Below are 13,900 nucleotides of genomic sequence, written 5' to 3'. Positions count from 1 at the left end.
GAGGGATATAGTTATGCCAAACAAAAGATTGATTTTGGCTATTTTTGTGGTCGTATTGTTGGTACTTGGTGGGTGTGCAACCAGCCAGGAAGATCTGGCTTATTATCAGAGCCAATTTTTAAAAAAGTCAGATGCTGCTTTTGAAGCTTTGGACAACTTCGGAAAAGTGCTGGAAGATGTACGGAATGAGGCGTCCAAAGGTATGAAGCGGACAAAAGTCATGAATGCGGTTGATCAGGGTCGCACAACCCTTCAATCCATGCATGATGACTTGTTTAACTCGCCTGTTCCGAAGGAAATGGAGCTGGCTAAAGAAACGCTATTAAAGGGAATTAACAAAAAGATAGAAGCGCATAGCGAATTATTTACGTTTTATGATTTGCAGGACAAGCAATTCGAACAAAAAGCGGAGCAGTTGTTAAAAGAGTCAAATGATTTGATTCAGCAGGCGAAAGCTGAAATCCAAAAATTTAAGAAATAAGGGTGCTAAGAGTGAAGAAAATACTTGTAGTAGATGATGAACAATCAATTGTAACATTGTTAGAATTTAACCTTCAAAAAGCAGGTTTTGCAGTAATAAAAGCCGGAGACGGTCCGACAGCGGTAAAAATGGCGGAAGCAGAAAATCCTGACTTAATTATTCTCGATATTATGCTGCCGGGGATGGATGGCATGGAAGTGTGTAAAACGCTAAGAATGGAAAAAATGAATACGCCGATTTTGATGTTGACTGCCAAAGATGAAGAATTTGATAAAATTCTTGGTCTTGAACTCGGCGCGGATGATTATATGACCAAGCCATTCAGCCCGCGCGAAGTCGTTGCGCGCGTAAAAGCGATTTTACGTCGCAGTGGACATCAGGAGCAGGAAAGCGGGGCAGGGCAGCAAGAGCAAACGATTACGATTGGAAAGCTGGTGATTTATCCAGAGAAGTACGAAGTTTTCTTTGACGGCAAACGTCTGGAGTTAACACCGAAAGAATTTGAGCTCTTGCAGTATATGGCCAGTCATCCGGGGCGTGTTATGACGAGGGATCAATTATTGAACGCCGTTTGGAATTATGACTTTGTTGGCGATTCGCGGATTGTTGATGTGCACATCAGCCATCTGCGGGAAAAAATTGAAGAAGATACAAGACAGCCGAAATATATCAAAACGGTGCGCGGCCTTGGTTATAAACTAGAGGGATAGCATGCAGAAATTCCGAATTCGCCTTAACTTTGTTTTTCTTATAATTATTGGTGCTCTTTTGCTTATCCTTGGCATTTATTTTGCGAAAATGTTGCAGTCTCTGTACATTGACGTGTTGGAAGAACGTCTTGCGACAGAAGCGCGTATTATCGCTGATGATGTGCAGTATGCTGGTTTGATGACCAGAACTGATCTCTTGCAACAACGCATGAAGCGGTTTGCTGATGATATTGGAGCACGCATTACAGTGCTTGATCGGCAGGGAGATGTATTGGCTGATACGGAGCATGATCCGGCAACGCTGCCGAACCATGCCAATCGGCCAGAAGTCCGCAAAGCGCTGGAAACAGGTGTGGGACAGGCTGTAAGGTATAGCGCGACGCTTCATTATGATATGATGTATGTCGCTGTGCCGCTGAAACAAGGGCAGGATATTAAAGGAATTGTACGCGCGTCTATTAAAGTGACACGTGTACAGGAAACCGTGAAAAAACTGTGGATGAGTCTCGGCGGTGTGCTTGTGTTCACGCTTTTGCTGTTTGGTTTCATCAGCACGCGCATTACGAAAAGCATTACCCAACCGATTGAAGAAATCACCCGGGTGGCTCGATGTATTACGCGCAAGGAGTTTAAAAACCGTATTCGCACGAACGCCAAAGGGGAGATTGGGCAGCTGGCCCAGGCGATTAATTTCATGGCGGTCAGCCTTGAGCAACAGATGTCAGCTATTCGGGAGAATGAGAAACGGCTGGAGAGTATTCTGAACAATATGTTCAGCGGAATGATGTTGATTAGTGATACGCGCCGCATTGCGATGATGAACACGGCTGCGGAGCAATTGCTGGGCTATAACGCGAAAGATTTTCTTGGCCATATCCATACCGAAGTCGGTAAGAATTCAGGCTTAAGCCAACTGATTGACCGTTGCCTGGAAACCGGAGAGAAAATACGTGAAGAAATTCATGTTTACTATCCTGAGGAGCATATTATTGACGTCAATCTGGGAGCGTATACGAATGAAGAAGGCGAAATCAAGGGAGTGATTGTGCTTCTGCACGATATTACCGCAATCCGCCGTTTGGAAAAAATGCGGAGCGAATTCGTTGCCAATGTCTCTCACGAATTAAAAACGCCGATTACTTCCATTAAGGGATTCACTGAAACGCTTTTGGATGGTGCGTTGGAAGATCCGGATATCAGCCGCTCTTTTCTTACGATTATTAATGAGGAAAGCGATCGTCTTAATCGCCTGATTACCGATATTCTTGATTTATCGAAAATCGAACAGAAAAAAATGCTATTGAAAATAGAAGAACTTAACTTTAGTAAGTTAATTAAAGAAACCGTACGAATTGTGCGGGAAGAAGCACGTGCCAAAAACATCGCCATTTATCTTCCTACGGAAGAAAACATTACACTGGAAGCGGATCGTGACCGCCTCCAGCAAATTGTTCTGAATTTGGTAAGCAATGCCATTACCTATACACCTGAAAACGGGGAGGTAACCATTACATTGTGTGAGCGTGAAGACAAAAGCGTGGAAATGATCGTTGCTGATACCGGGATCGGCATTCCGCCCGAACATCTCCCGCGCATTTTCGAGCGTTTTTACCGTGTGGACAAAGCACGCTCACGCGAATCCGGAGGCACCGGACTTGGACTTGCCATTGTTAAACATCTGGTAGAATCGCATCATGGCACGATTCATGTGGAAAGCCAAGAAGGGAAAGGGACGACATTTACAGTTATTCTTCCAAAATATCAGCCGCCAAAATTTTTAGGCTAGCGGGCTGTGGGCTGATTGTAACGCATAAACAAATAGATGCCACTAATAATCACAGCTGTTCCGATAAGTTGGGCGGCTGTTATTTTTTCGCCAAGAATAAAATAAGCGAGAATAGCGGCCCCGATCGGTTCCCCGAGAATAGCTACGGAGATGGTATTTACGCTTAACCACTTAATCGCCCAATTAAAAACCGTATGTCCAAGCAAAGTCGGAAAAACGGCAAGCCCGATAAAAACAAGCCAATCTTTTCCTGGATAAGGATACAAAGCGAAGCCGAGTGATAAATCGTATGCCAGTAATACAGAAGTGCTAATTGTATATACGACAAACGTATACATCATAAGGGAGAGGCGTTTACGAACGCTTTGTCCGAATAGCCAGTATCCCGTGACAGTTGCCGCGCCGAGAAGAGCGAGAATGTCGCCGAGCAGCGCCGTGCCGCCGATGCGGAAATCGCTCCAGCCGATATATACGCTTCCGGCTACAGCCAGCAGACAGCCGATTATTCCCTCTAAGGAGACGCGTTCTTTAAAAAAGAAATAAGCCCCTACAAATGAAAACAGCGGCTGTAGGGTCACAAGCACGACCGAACTGGCCACTGACGTGTAGTTTAGCGATTCAAACCAGAGAATAAAGTGAAGCGCAAGAAATACCCCAGCTATCGCAGAGAAAACCCAATCGCGGGCGCATATGTTCTTTATTTCATGGGCATGCTTCCATAACACGAACGGAAGCATAAAAAGCACGGTAAATAACAGCCTATATGTGGCGATAACGCCCGCAGGCGCATCCGTAAGTTTTACGAAGATGGCGGAAGTGGAAACCGCGATGGTTGCGATGACAAGAGCTAGATAAGGTGAAAAAATCGGTTGTTTGTTCATAGCATCTCCTATTTATACATATTATGAATTTATTATAGATTCCTTATTTATGGTAAAGAAAATGATTATTTTTGACAATATTGAAAAAAGAAACTTTGAGGCTAGGCGAACCGTATTACATAATGAGAAAAAGATACGAGGAGGAAGCAGCGTGAGCGAAAAAAAAGTTGTACAAATGGGAAGTGAAAACTTTAAAGTGGGAAAAATTCTAAAATTTCTTATCCCTGTTATTATTCTTGTTATTTTAGCGTTTGAATCGTTTACGGTCGTTCCGCCTGGACACAGGGGAATTGTTGTGCAATTGGGCGCTGTGCAACCGAAAGTATTTGATGAAGGGCTTCATTTCAAAGTTCCGTTTATTCAGGAAGTAATGCCGATAGAAGTTCGTGTACAGAAAGCAGAAAGCAAAGCGTCTGCCGCTTCAAAGGATTTGCAGGTTGTGACAACGCAGATGGCGGTAAACTTTCACATTGATCCAGCGTCCGTTAACAAATTGTATCAAAATGTTGGTATAGATTATAAAGCGAGAATCGTTGATCCGGCCATCGGAGAGGCACTCAAAGCGGTCGCGGCCCGCTATACGGCCGAACAGCTTATTTCCAAGCGTTCGGAAGTTAGCCAGCAGGTAAAGGAGTTGCTTGCTAAAAAGCTAAGCACATATCATATGGCACTTGACGAAGTAAATATTACTGAATTTAAATTTAGCGATGAGTATAATCGCGCGATTGAGCAGAAACAAATCGCGGAACAGCAAGCACTGAAGGCGAAATTGGATCTTGAACGGGTGAAGATTGAGAAAGAGCAAACCATTACCAAGGCGCAGGCGAACGCCGAAGCACTTCGCCTACAGAAGGAAAACGTAACGCCTGAACTCGTAAAATTGCGCGAAATCGAGGCACAAATTCAAGCGATTGAGAAGTGGGACGGTAAGCTGCCAAGCACTACCGGTGGAGCCATTCCGTTCCTGAATGTTCAAAAGTAAAAATCCATGTTACAGGTAGTCTGGCGCTGTCCTTTTTATGGACAGCGTTTTGTTTTGTCTTCAAACTCTATGGTATGATGGAAGCGTATATGCTTATTTCGCTAAAGAATAGGGCGTGGAATGGAAATGAACGAGAAATTAATGATTATTGACGGCAACAGCATTGCCAACCGGGCTTTTTACGCACTTCCTCTTCTGACGACAGAAGAGGGTTTGTATACAAATGCGGTGTACGGATTTACCACTATGCTGTTGCGCATGATGGAAGAGGAGAAACCGACACATTTGCTGGTAGCGTTTGACGCGGGCAAGGTTACATTCCGGACGGAAGAATATAAAGATTATAAAGGCAAACGTCTAAAAACGCCGAGTGAGCTGTCCGCGCAGTTTCCGCTGTTGAAAGAATTGCTCGAAGCTTTTGGCGTCAAGCATTACGAGCTGAACGGGTACGAAGCAGATGATATCATCGGAACGATATCCGCGCGGGCGGAAGCAAACGGCTTTGAGACGCTGATCGTATCTGGAGACAAGGATATGCTGCAACTCGTCTCAGATAAAACGCATGTCGCCTTGACACGCAAAGGTATTAGCGAAGTGGAAAGGTATTCTCCGGCTGAGATTGATGAGAAGTATGGTCTGACGCCTGCGCAGATTGTTGATTTAAAAGGACTGATGGGTGACACCTCTGACAACATTCCTGGCATTCCGGGGGTTGGCGAGAAAACAGCGCTTAAATTACTGCATGAATTCAAGACGGTGGAAGGCGTTCTTGAGCACGTTTCTGAAGTAAAAGGTAAAAAGTTGCAGGAGAAAATCGAGGCACATGCGGATGATGCGCGCATGAGCAAACAGTTAGCCACAATTCTTCGTGATGCGCCGATTGCACTTTCGCTCGATGAGCTTAAATATAAGCCGTATGAACGGGAAAAGGTTGTGCCGGTACTGGAGCGGTTCGCTTTTAAATCCCTGCTGGAGCGTCTGGGCTTTGATTCAGCGGAAGCGGACGCTTTGCTGCAACAGGAAGAGAAAGAGATCGAATTTGTGACGATTACAGAAGAGAACAGGGATAAGTGGGCGGACAAACTAACGTCGCCTATGGCGGTCATGGTAGAAGTGGACGCAGAAAATTACCATGGAGCTCCGATTCATGGCGTTAGCCTGGTGAGCGAAGATGTACGGCTGTATGTGCCGTTTGGGCAGGTCAAATGGCCAGCGCTTGTGGAGTGGATGGCTGACCCAGAACAGAGGAAATGGATATATGATGCTAAGCGCAGTCAGGTGGCGCTTGCATGGAAGGGCATTTCGCTGGAAGGGATCAGCTTTGATGTATTGCTTGCTTCTTATTTAAGCAATCCATCGGAGACGAATCATCAATTGTGTGATGTGGCGGAAAGATACGGCATCAAGCTGGCCTCTGACGAGACGATATATGGAAAAGGAGCCAAACGCTCCGTACCGGACATATCGGTTCTAGGGCCGCACATTGTGCGCAAAGCGGATACCATCTATCGTCTTTATGATAGAATGAACAGTACTTTGAGAGAAGAAGGGCTTACAGATCTGTTGTATGATTTAGAATTGCCGCTTGCGGCCGTGCTCGGCGCAATGGAGAAACGCGGCGTACGTGTGGATAAAGAACGGCTCGATGAAATGGGTGTGGAGCTTAAGGAGAAGCTTGAAGGGCTTACTAAGGAAATTCATCGCCTTGCCGGCACGGAATTTAATATTAATTCGCCGAAACAGTTGGGTGAGATTTTATTTGAAAAATTGCAACTGCCTGTGATCAAAAAGACGAAGACCGGTTATTCAACGAGCGCCGATGTGCTTGAGAAGTTGGAGGGAGCCCATGAAATTGTGCCGCTTATTCTTGAATTCCGCCAGCTGGGTAAATTACAGTCAACGTACATTGAAGGGTTAAAGAAGGAAATTCATGAAGAAACAGGTAAAATTCATACATCATTTAATCAGGCGGTTACGGCGACCGGACGTCTAAGCAGCACGGAGCCAAATCTGCAGAACATTCCAATCCGCCTGGAAGAAGGAAGAAAAATTCGGCAGGCATTTGTGCCGTCTGAGCCGGGCTGGTATATTCTTGCCGCCGACTATTCACAGATTGAATTGCGCATTTTAGCACACATTTCGCAGGATGAAAATTTAATTGATGCGTTCCGCAAAGATATGGATATTCATACCCGCACCGCGATGGATGTATTTGGGGTAGAAGAAGACGAAGTGACATCGCTTATGCGCCGTCAGGCAAAGGCGGTTAATTTTGGTATTGTGTACGGGATCAGCGATTACGGTTTATCGCAAAACTTGCATATCACGCGAAAACAAGCGGCTGAATTTATCGAACGTTATTTCTCCGTCTTTCAGGGAGTTAAGCGTTATATGGACAATATTGTCGTTGAGGCAAGGAAAAATGGGTACGTAACAACGATGTTGAATCGCCGCCGGTATTTGCCTGATATTAATAGCAGTAACTTTAACCAGCGTAGCTTTGCCGAGCGTACGGCAATGAACACGCCGATTCAAGGGACGGCGGCTGATATTATTAAACTGGCGATGGTGAATGTGGCGCGGCGGATGGAAGACGAGAAGCTGGCGAGCCGCATGCTTTTGCAGGTGCATGATGAATTAATTTTTGAAGTGCCAGAGCACGAACTTGAAACGATGTGCAGGCTTGTACCGGATGTGATGGAAAATGCACTACCGCTGGATGTTCCGCTGAAAGTGGATGTGAATTATGGAATAAACTGGTACGAAGCGAAGTAGAAGTAAATGTAGAGAAAGCGATAAGCAAAGGAGAGAAACTGAATGCCAGAATTGCCAGAAGTGGAAACGATCAGGCGCACGCTAAGCAAGCTGGTCATCGGCAAAACAGTTGCCGATGTTATTGTGGGTCTGCCGCGCTTAATTAAAGCACCGGATGATGTCATGCAGTTTGTTGAGTTGCTGAAAGGGCAGACAATCCGGGAAATCGGTCGGCGCGGAAAGTTTTTGCTTTTTTATCTGGATGATTATGTGCTGGTGTCTCACCTGCGTATGGAGGGGCGTTACGGTCTCTATCGGACAGGAGATGAAGTAGAAAAGCATACGCACGTCATTTTCCGGTTTACGGACGAAACGGAACTGCGGTATAAAGATGTGCGTACTTTCGGGACAATGCACTTGTTCCCGAAAGGACAGGAAATGGCTGGTCCTCCTCTTCATAAGCTGGGACCGGAGCCGCTGGATGAAGCATTTTCCGCAGCTGTTTTGAAAGAAAGGCTTGAGCGGAGAAAAACAAAAATAAAGCCTTTATTGTTAAACCAGGAAATTATCGTTGGTTTGGGGAATATTTATGTTGATGAGGCGCTGTTTCAGGCCGGGATCCATCCAGAGAAAACCCCGGACGAATTAACGGATGATCAATGGGAGAAACTGCATGTGAGCATTGTACAAATTTTGCAGAAATCCATTTCATTAGGCGGCTCGTCCATTAAGTCATATGTAAATGGACAGGGAGAAGCGGGCCGTTTCCAGCACACGTTAAAAGCATACGGGCGTACGGGAGAACCTTGCTTCGTATGTGGCACCCTGATCGAAAAATTTGTTGTCGGGGGCCGTGGCACACATATTTGCCCGAATTGCCAGCCACGCAATTAAGAGGCACCCCTTTCTTTCCTTCTCATATACTGTAACAGGTGCCCATGCAAAACAAAGCGCACGAAGAATAATGGATGGGAAGGAGGAAATAAGGTGCTGCACATTTTTTCACTCCTGGTGCTGGCTTTTGCGGTCAGCCTTGACGGTTTTGGTGTAGGGGTTACGTACGGAATGCGCCGCATTAAAATTCCGGTGCGTTCCGTTCTTATTATTACTGCATGCTCGGCACTGGTCATTCTCGTTTCTATGTATCTGGGCAAGTGGTTGACCTATTTTTTATCGCCCATTGCCACACAGTATGTTGGCGGTTTGATTTTAATTGGCATCGGGCTATGGACAATATATAATGTGAAGCACCAGCAAGCGCGCGAAGAACAAGAGGAAATGGAACAAGAACGACAGGCGCAGGAACCTCGTTCGCTAGTTGCTTTTGAAATTAAGTCGCTCGGTCTTGTTATACAAATTTTGAAAAGACCTATTGAAGCGGATATTGACCGTTCCGGGACAATTTCTGGAGTGGAAGCCATGTTTCTGGGGCTTGCTCTTTCTTTAGACGCATTTGGCGCGGGGATCGGCGCGGCGCTTATTGGATATGAACCTTGGGTAACGGCGCTGCTAATCGGAGTAAGTAACTGTTTGTTTATTTTGATCGGTTTAAAGATTGGATTTATCTACTCGGAAGCGGATTGGATGAAGCGGATGACGTATCTGCCAGGGGTGCTGCTGATTTTGTGCGGTTTTTTTAAAATGATTTGAGAGCGAGTTGAAAGGACATGATTGTTGGATTAACAGGCGGCATCGCTTGCGGTAAAAGCACGATATCCCGGATGCTGGCCGAGCGCGATGCCCGTATTATCGATGCGGATATTATTGCGCGTGAAGTCGTTCGACCAGGTGAAGAGGCCTGGTCTCTTATTGTCGAGCGATTTGGACGAGGGATTCTGCTTGACAGTGAAGAGATTGACCGGGTTAAATTAGGTTCGATCGTGTTTGCCGATGAAAAAGCGCGGCTTGCTTTAAATGACATTGTACATCCGGCGGTACGGCAGCGTATGCGTCAGCTGACGCAGGAAGCGCAGGAAGAGGGCGTGTCACTTATTGTATTAGACATTCCGCTTCTTTATGAATCAAAGCTCGAATATATGGTGGAAAAGGTAATCGTTGTCTATTGCACACCCGAACAGCAGTTGGAACGGCTGATAAAGCGCAATGGATTCAGCGCGGAAGAGGCGCGGCGTCGCATTGCGTCACAGATGCCAGTAGAAGAGAAAAAGCTCCGCGCGGATTATGTAATTGACAATAGCGGCACGTTAAAGGAAACAGAGGAACAGGTGGATGAACTGATGGAACAGCTGCTTTCGTCAGATAAAGGCGCGAAACGATAAAGTACGATTGTAGTGAAGGGGTTGAGGATGAAACGATTGAATCGAAAACATGCATTATTTTTCCTATGTCTTCTGGTGGTTTTTCTGCTGTTGGACGCGCCTGTTATCTGGAAAGCGATGTACCCTGTATATTACAAAGAGGAAATCCGTAAATCGGCGCGGCAGTTTGAGGTAGATCCGTATCTAATTATGGCGATTATTCAAGTGGAATCCAAATTTGATAAGAACCGCGTATCGAAAAAAGGGGCTATTGGCTTAATGCAGGTAATGCCTGCGACCGCGGAGTGGGCAATCCGGCAGACAAAAATGTCGCCTATGGCGGTCGATTATTTGGACGAACCGGATACAAATATTTTTCTTGGAACATGGTATGTTTCATTTTTGTACGAAATGTTTAATCATAACCCGTATGCTGTGATCGCGGCGTACAATGCTGGTCCAGGAAATGTTAAAAAATGGATGGAGCGCGGAGTCTGGGATGGAACACCAGAGCATATTTCACAAATTCCGTTTGGCGAAACACGGCATTATGTACAGCGAGCATTATACTACAAACAACGGTACGAAAAAATTTATGCGGACGAGTTTGGCGTTTTGAAGTAAGACAAGCAGCAAAATGAGTTTCTGTTTTATTCAGAGAAAGCAGGACTGTATTTTGCTGCATTTATTTTGTTTGAATATTTAGAAATTAATAAATTTGGGTTGGCATATTGAAAAAAGTGTCATACTTATTATAATAAATACTTGTAATAGTATGGAACATATCCGGGGAGGAGAACGTATTAATGACGACACGAATTGCCATTAATGGATTTGGACGTATTGGACGGATGGTATTCCGTAAAGCGATGAACGATCCGGAAGTTGAAGTGGTAGCAATCAACGCGAGCTACCCTGTTGAAACGCTTGCTCACATGATTAAGTATGACACAATTCACGGTAACCTTTCCGATAATATAGAAGTAAAAGATGATATGATTATCGTAAACGGTCGGGCTACGAAAATTGTTTCTGACCGCGATCCGGTTAATTTGCCGTGGAAAGAATTGGATGTCGAAGTTGTTATTGAAGCGACAGGCAAGTTCCGAGATAAAGAAGGCGCAGGCAAACATATTACAGCTGGCGCGAAAAAGGTTGTTATCACCGCACCGGGCAAAGACGACGACGTAACAATTGTCATGGGCGTTAACGAAGATATGTACGATTACGAAAAACATCACATCATTTCTAACGCTTCCTGCACAACTAACTGCCTTGCTCCAGTAGCAAAAGTGTTAGACGAAGCGTTTGGCATCGAATATGGAATGATGACAACCGTACACTCCTACACAAATGATCAGAAAAATCTGGACAATCCGCATAAAGATCTGCGGAGAGCACGTGCGTGCGGGCAGGCAATTATCCCGACGACAACAGGCGCTGCTCGGGCGGTTGGACGCGTGTTGCCGCAGCTGCAAGGCAAGCTGAACGGTTTTGCACTCCGCGTTCCGACACCGAACGTATCCGTGGTCGATCTGGTGGTAAATGTGAAGAAAAGCGTAACGGTGGAAGAGGTAAATCGCGTGCTGCGCGAGGCGAGCGAGGATAGCATGAAAGGAATTCTCGGCTATACGGAAGAGCCACTTGTATCTGTAGATTTTAACGGCAATGAGAATTCTTCCATTGTTGACGCGCTCTCTACAATGGTAATGGGTGATAAACAAGTAAAAGTGTTGGCTTGGTATGACAACGAGTGGGGCTATTCCTGCCGTGTGCTTGATCTGACAAAGCATGTGTCCGCCGCTGCTTACGCGAAAAAAAAACAGGAAGTAACTGTGTAATTACGGTTTGAAATGGTATTTCCGGCATAGAAAGACGGGACAATCCATATCGGGTTGTCTCGTTTTCTTATGTTTTTGGACTTGACTACAGCTTTTTTCTGGGACAAACTAGGGAAAAGTACGCAATGGAGTGGGGTTGATGACATGCGTTGTCCTTATTGTGCTCACAACGGAACAAGGGTACTCGATTCGCGCCCGGTAAACGATGGAAAGTCGATTCGACGGCGTCGTGAGTGTGAAGAGTGCACAAGGCGTTTTACTACATTTGAAGTCGTGGAAGAAACACCGTTATTAGTCGTGAAAAAAGATGGCGCCCGTGAAGAATTCAGCCGAGAAAAAATTTTACGTGGAATCATCCGGGCCTGTGAGAAGCGTCCAGTTCCCTTAGAAACACTGGAGTCGATCGTCGATAAAATTGAACGAGACCTGCGCAACAGTGGCAGATCCGAGGTGCAAAGCAAAGACATTGGGGAATTGGTCATGAATGCGCTCTATGATGTTGATGAAGTGGCATATGTGCGATTTGCTTCTGTATATCGTCAGTTTAAAGATATTAATGTATTTGTCCAGGAACTTGAAGAATTAATTCGTAACAGCAGGAAAAAAGAATAGAACACGAGCCGGTCACGCGGTGTAAGATTGCGAAGAATAGCGGCGGTGATGCTATAATAAAAAACGAAAAAATTGATGGCATAGGGAGTGATACGGGTGAGATGGCAGGAGACCGTCCCGAATGATCCCTACCTTATCCGGGTGAGGCGGCCGATTAGCAATGTGGAACTCAGTTATTTGATTCATCTGTACCAACCGCTGGTCGGGGCGCTACCTGTCGCACTGTACCAGACATTGCTTTATAACCTTTCGCTGGCGAATTTTTCGGCTGTGCAGGGGTTGCATTATAGATTAATGGTAACAATGGCAGTTCCATTGAATGTCATTGTAAAGGCGAGACATCAATTAGAAGCGATCGGACTTTTGGAAGTATATCAAATTGAGGCGGACGGACAGCGTATTTTTGAATATATTTTACAGCCACCTCATTCGCCGGATATTTTTTTTAGTGACGACACGTTAAGCATTATGCTTTTGAATCGGGTAGGTAAAGAATTTTATCGCAAGCTGCGGCGCCAATTCTCGATCCCGGAGGAATATCGTTTGCCGGAGAATGTGGAGAGAAAACGGATTACGAAAGCGTTTGACGAAGTGTTTTATCATCTTTCCCTGAGTGAAATTACGGTAGAAAAGGGCACTGAGACGTATAATTTCCTTAAAGACGTGAGGGAAGAAAGTCCGCTGCCCTTGTTTGATCCGATGGCGGCGACGCGGCTAAATTACGCGAACTCTCGCCTTGATTTTGAGTTTTTGGAAGCTTCGCTTCCTAAGATGATTAAAAAAGATGGGCTGTTTACGAAAGAAGTAAAGGCTGAGTTAGAAAGCCTGGCCTTCCTATATGGCATTGATAATGAAACAATGGCTCGCTTTTTGCAAGAGCCTTCTGTCATCGAATATGATACGATTGATACCGCTTCGCTACGCCGTCTGGTAAAAGACTGGTTCCGCAGGGAGAATGGCCGGGCCCCAAAAATCGTGTCACGGGAAGAAATTGTGTTTCACTCAGATACGGTGGAGACAGAACGGAAAGAGCGGGAAGAAAAGGCGCTGACGGAGGCGGAAAGTCATGCGTTGCGCCTATCTTCCCTTTCGCCTTTTCAACTTATAGGACTTTATCAGAGAGGAGCCAAGATTGCTCCAGCCGATCAGAAGATCGTTGAAGAATTGCTTGAGGAGTATCAGCTTCCTCCTGGAGTAGTGAATGTGCTGCTGGAGTACGTTATGATGACATATGACCGGCAGCTGCCAAAAGACATCATTTATAAAATCGCCGGTCACTGGAAGCGGAATAACATTAGAACTGTACAAGAAGCGCAGCGCCAGGCCCGGCAATTTTATTCAGAACGGAAAAGTGCCAAGGCGGCTTCTGCCGATAAAAAAGTGTTTACTCGCGCCTCTTCTGGCGGACGAAGCAAGCGGCGTAAAGACGAGATTCCGCCGCTCATACTGGAGCAGTTGGAGCGGCAAAAAAACCAGGTGACAGAGGGGAAAACTGCAAAATCATCCAAGGTGGAAATGATAGATGAAGAGTATGAAAGAAAGCGAAAACGAATGGAAGAACTGTTGAAAGCGCTGGGAGAAAGCAAGCAGTAAGG

At 45.6% G+C, this 13,900-nt stretch carries 13 protein-coding genes; 12 read left to right on the top strand and 1 reads right to left on the bottom strand.

All coding sequences use genetic code 11. From position 1 onward, the window contains the following. Positions 1-13 precede the first annotated feature (13 nt). From ACH33_RS14705 to pnpS, 3 genes are read left to right on the top strand one after another with little or no spacing between them, the layout of a single operon-like run. Entirely contained in the window at positions 14-481 is a 468-nt protein-coding gene (locus tag ACH33_RS14705; protein WP_057899691.1) for a hypothetical protein, read from the top strand. An 11-nt stretch (positions 482-492) separates the two neighbouring features. Then, positions 493-1,191: a response regulator transcription factor gene (locus tag ACH33_RS14700; RefSeq protein ID WP_057899690.1), complete on the top strand. Its 699-nt coding sequence runs from the start codon at positions 493-495 to the stop codon at positions 1,189-1,191. A 1-nt stretch (position 1,192) separates the two neighbouring features. Beyond that, on the top strand, positions 1,193-2,977 hold the full coding sequence (gene pnpS / locus ACH33_RS14695; protein WP_057899689.1) for a two-component system histidine kinase PnpS: 1,785 nt from the start codon (positions 1,193-1,195) through the stop codon (positions 2,975-2,977). On the opposite strand, the gene ACH33_RS14690 is transcribed toward pnpS, so the two are convergent. Further along, positions 2,974-3,858 (bottom strand): DMT family transporter, encoded by an 885-nt coding sequence (locus ACH33_RS14690; RefSeq protein ID WP_057899688.1) that lies wholly within the window; start codon positions 3,856-3,858, stop codon positions 2,974-2,976. The two genes, pnpS and ACH33_RS14690, sit on opposite strands and share 4 nt — an antisense overlap. Positions 3,859-4,009: 151 nt before the next feature. Between ACH33_RS14690 and ACH33_RS14685 the strand changes: the two genes are divergently transcribed. From ACH33_RS14685 to ACH33_RS14645, 9 genes are all read left to right on the top strand, one after another. Then, positions 4,010-4,840, top strand: a complete 831-nt coding sequence (locus ACH33_RS14685; RefSeq protein WP_204244841.1) for a prohibitin family protein — start codon at positions 4,010-4,012, stop codon at positions 4,838-4,840. A 126-nt stretch (positions 4,841-4,966) separates the two neighbouring features. Further along, positions 4,967-7,615 (top strand): DNA polymerase I, encoded by a 2,649-nt coding sequence (gene polA / locus ACH33_RS14680; RefSeq protein WP_057900412.1) that lies wholly within the window; start codon positions 4,967-4,969, stop codon positions 7,613-7,615. A 42-nt stretch (positions 7,616-7,657) separates the two neighbouring features. Then, positions 7,658-8,488, top strand: a complete 831-nt coding sequence (gene mutM, locus ACH33_RS14675; protein WP_057899687.1) for a DNA-formamidopyrimidine glycosylase — start codon at positions 7,658-7,660, stop codon at positions 8,486-8,488. A 93-nt stretch (positions 8,489-8,581) separates the two neighbouring features. Beyond that, positions 8,582-9,244: a sporulation membrane protein YtaF gene (gene ytaF / locus ACH33_RS14670; protein WP_057899686.1), complete on the top strand. Its 663-nt coding sequence runs from the start codon at positions 8,582-8,584 to the stop codon at positions 9,242-9,244. A 17-nt stretch (positions 9,245-9,261) separates the two neighbouring features. Continuing rightward, on the top strand, positions 9,262-9,873 hold the full coding sequence (gene coaE / locus ACH33_RS14665; RefSeq protein WP_057899685.1) for a dephospho-CoA kinase: 612 nt from the start codon (positions 9,262-9,264) through the stop codon (positions 9,871-9,873). Between the two features lie 27 nt (positions 9,874-9,900). Continuing rightward, complete coding sequence (locus ACH33_RS14660; RefSeq protein WP_057899684.1) at positions 9,901-10,476, top strand: lytic transglycosylase domain-containing protein; 576 nt, start codon at positions 9,901-9,903, stop codon at positions 10,474-10,476. 182 nt (positions 10,477-10,658) lie between these two features. Further along, a complete protein-coding gene (locus ACH33_RS14655; RefSeq protein ID WP_057899683.1) occupies positions 10,659-11,693 on the top strand; it encodes a glyceraldehyde-3-phosphate dehydrogenase in 1,035 nt (344 codons plus the stop codon). A gap of 144 nt (positions 11,694-11,837) precedes the next feature. After that, positions 11,838-12,305, top strand: coding sequence for a transcriptional regulator NrdR (gene nrdR, locus ACH33_RS14650; protein WP_057899682.1), 468 nt, complete (start codon positions 11,838-11,840; stop codon positions 12,303-12,305). A gap of 96 nt (positions 12,306-12,401) precedes the next feature. Further along, positions 12,402-13,898, top strand: coding sequence for a replication initiation and membrane attachment family protein (locus ACH33_RS14645; RefSeq protein WP_156424089.1), 1,497 nt, complete (start codon positions 12,402-12,404; stop codon positions 13,896-13,898). The last annotated feature ends 2 nt before the right edge of the window (positions 13,899-13,900 follow it).

Origin of the sequence: Aneurinibacillus sp. XH2, assembly GCF_001439585.2 — a bacterium.
Taxonomy (GTDB): Bacteria; Bacillota; Bacilli; order Aneurinibacillales; family Aneurinibacillaceae; genus Aneurinibacillus; species Aneurinibacillus thermoaerophilus.
This window is presented reverse-complemented; position numbering and strand designations above follow the sequence as displayed.

Excerpts from the sequence above, each read along its gene's own strand:
- ACH33_RS14655 (WP_057899683.1), top strand. The coding sequence starts at position 10,659 with ATGACGACACGAATTGCCATTAATGGATTTGGACGTATTGGACGGATG.
- mutM (WP_057899687.1), top strand. The coding sequence starts at position 7,658 with ATGCCAGAATTGCCAGAAGTGGAAACGATCAGGCGCACGCTAAGCAAG.
- ACH33_RS14705 (WP_057899691.1), top strand. The coding sequence starts at position 14 with ATGCCAAACAAAAGATTGATTTTGGCTATTTTTGTGGTCGTATTGTTG.
- ACH33_RS14690 (WP_057899688.1), bottom strand. The coding sequence starts at position 3,858 with ATGAACAAACAACCGATTTTTTCACCTTATCTAGCTCTTGTCATCGCA.
- polA (WP_057900412.1), top strand. The coding sequence starts at position 4,967 with ATGAACGAGAAATTAATGATTATTGACGGCAACAGCATTGCCAACCGG.
- nrdR (WP_057899682.1), top strand. The coding sequence starts at position 11,838 with ATGCGTTGTCCTTATTGTGCTCACAACGGAACAAGGGTACTCGATTCG.
- ACH33_RS14660 (WP_057899684.1), top strand. The coding sequence starts at position 9,901 with ATGAAACGATTGAATCGAAAACATGCATTATTTTTCCTATGTCTTCTG.
- pnpS (WP_057899689.1), top strand. The coding sequence starts at position 1,193 with ATGCAGAAATTCCGAATTCGCCTTAACTTTGTTTTTCTTATAATTATT.
- coaE (WP_057899685.1), top strand. The coding sequence starts at position 9,262 with ATGATTGTTGGATTAACAGGCGGCATCGCTTGCGGTAAAAGCACGATA.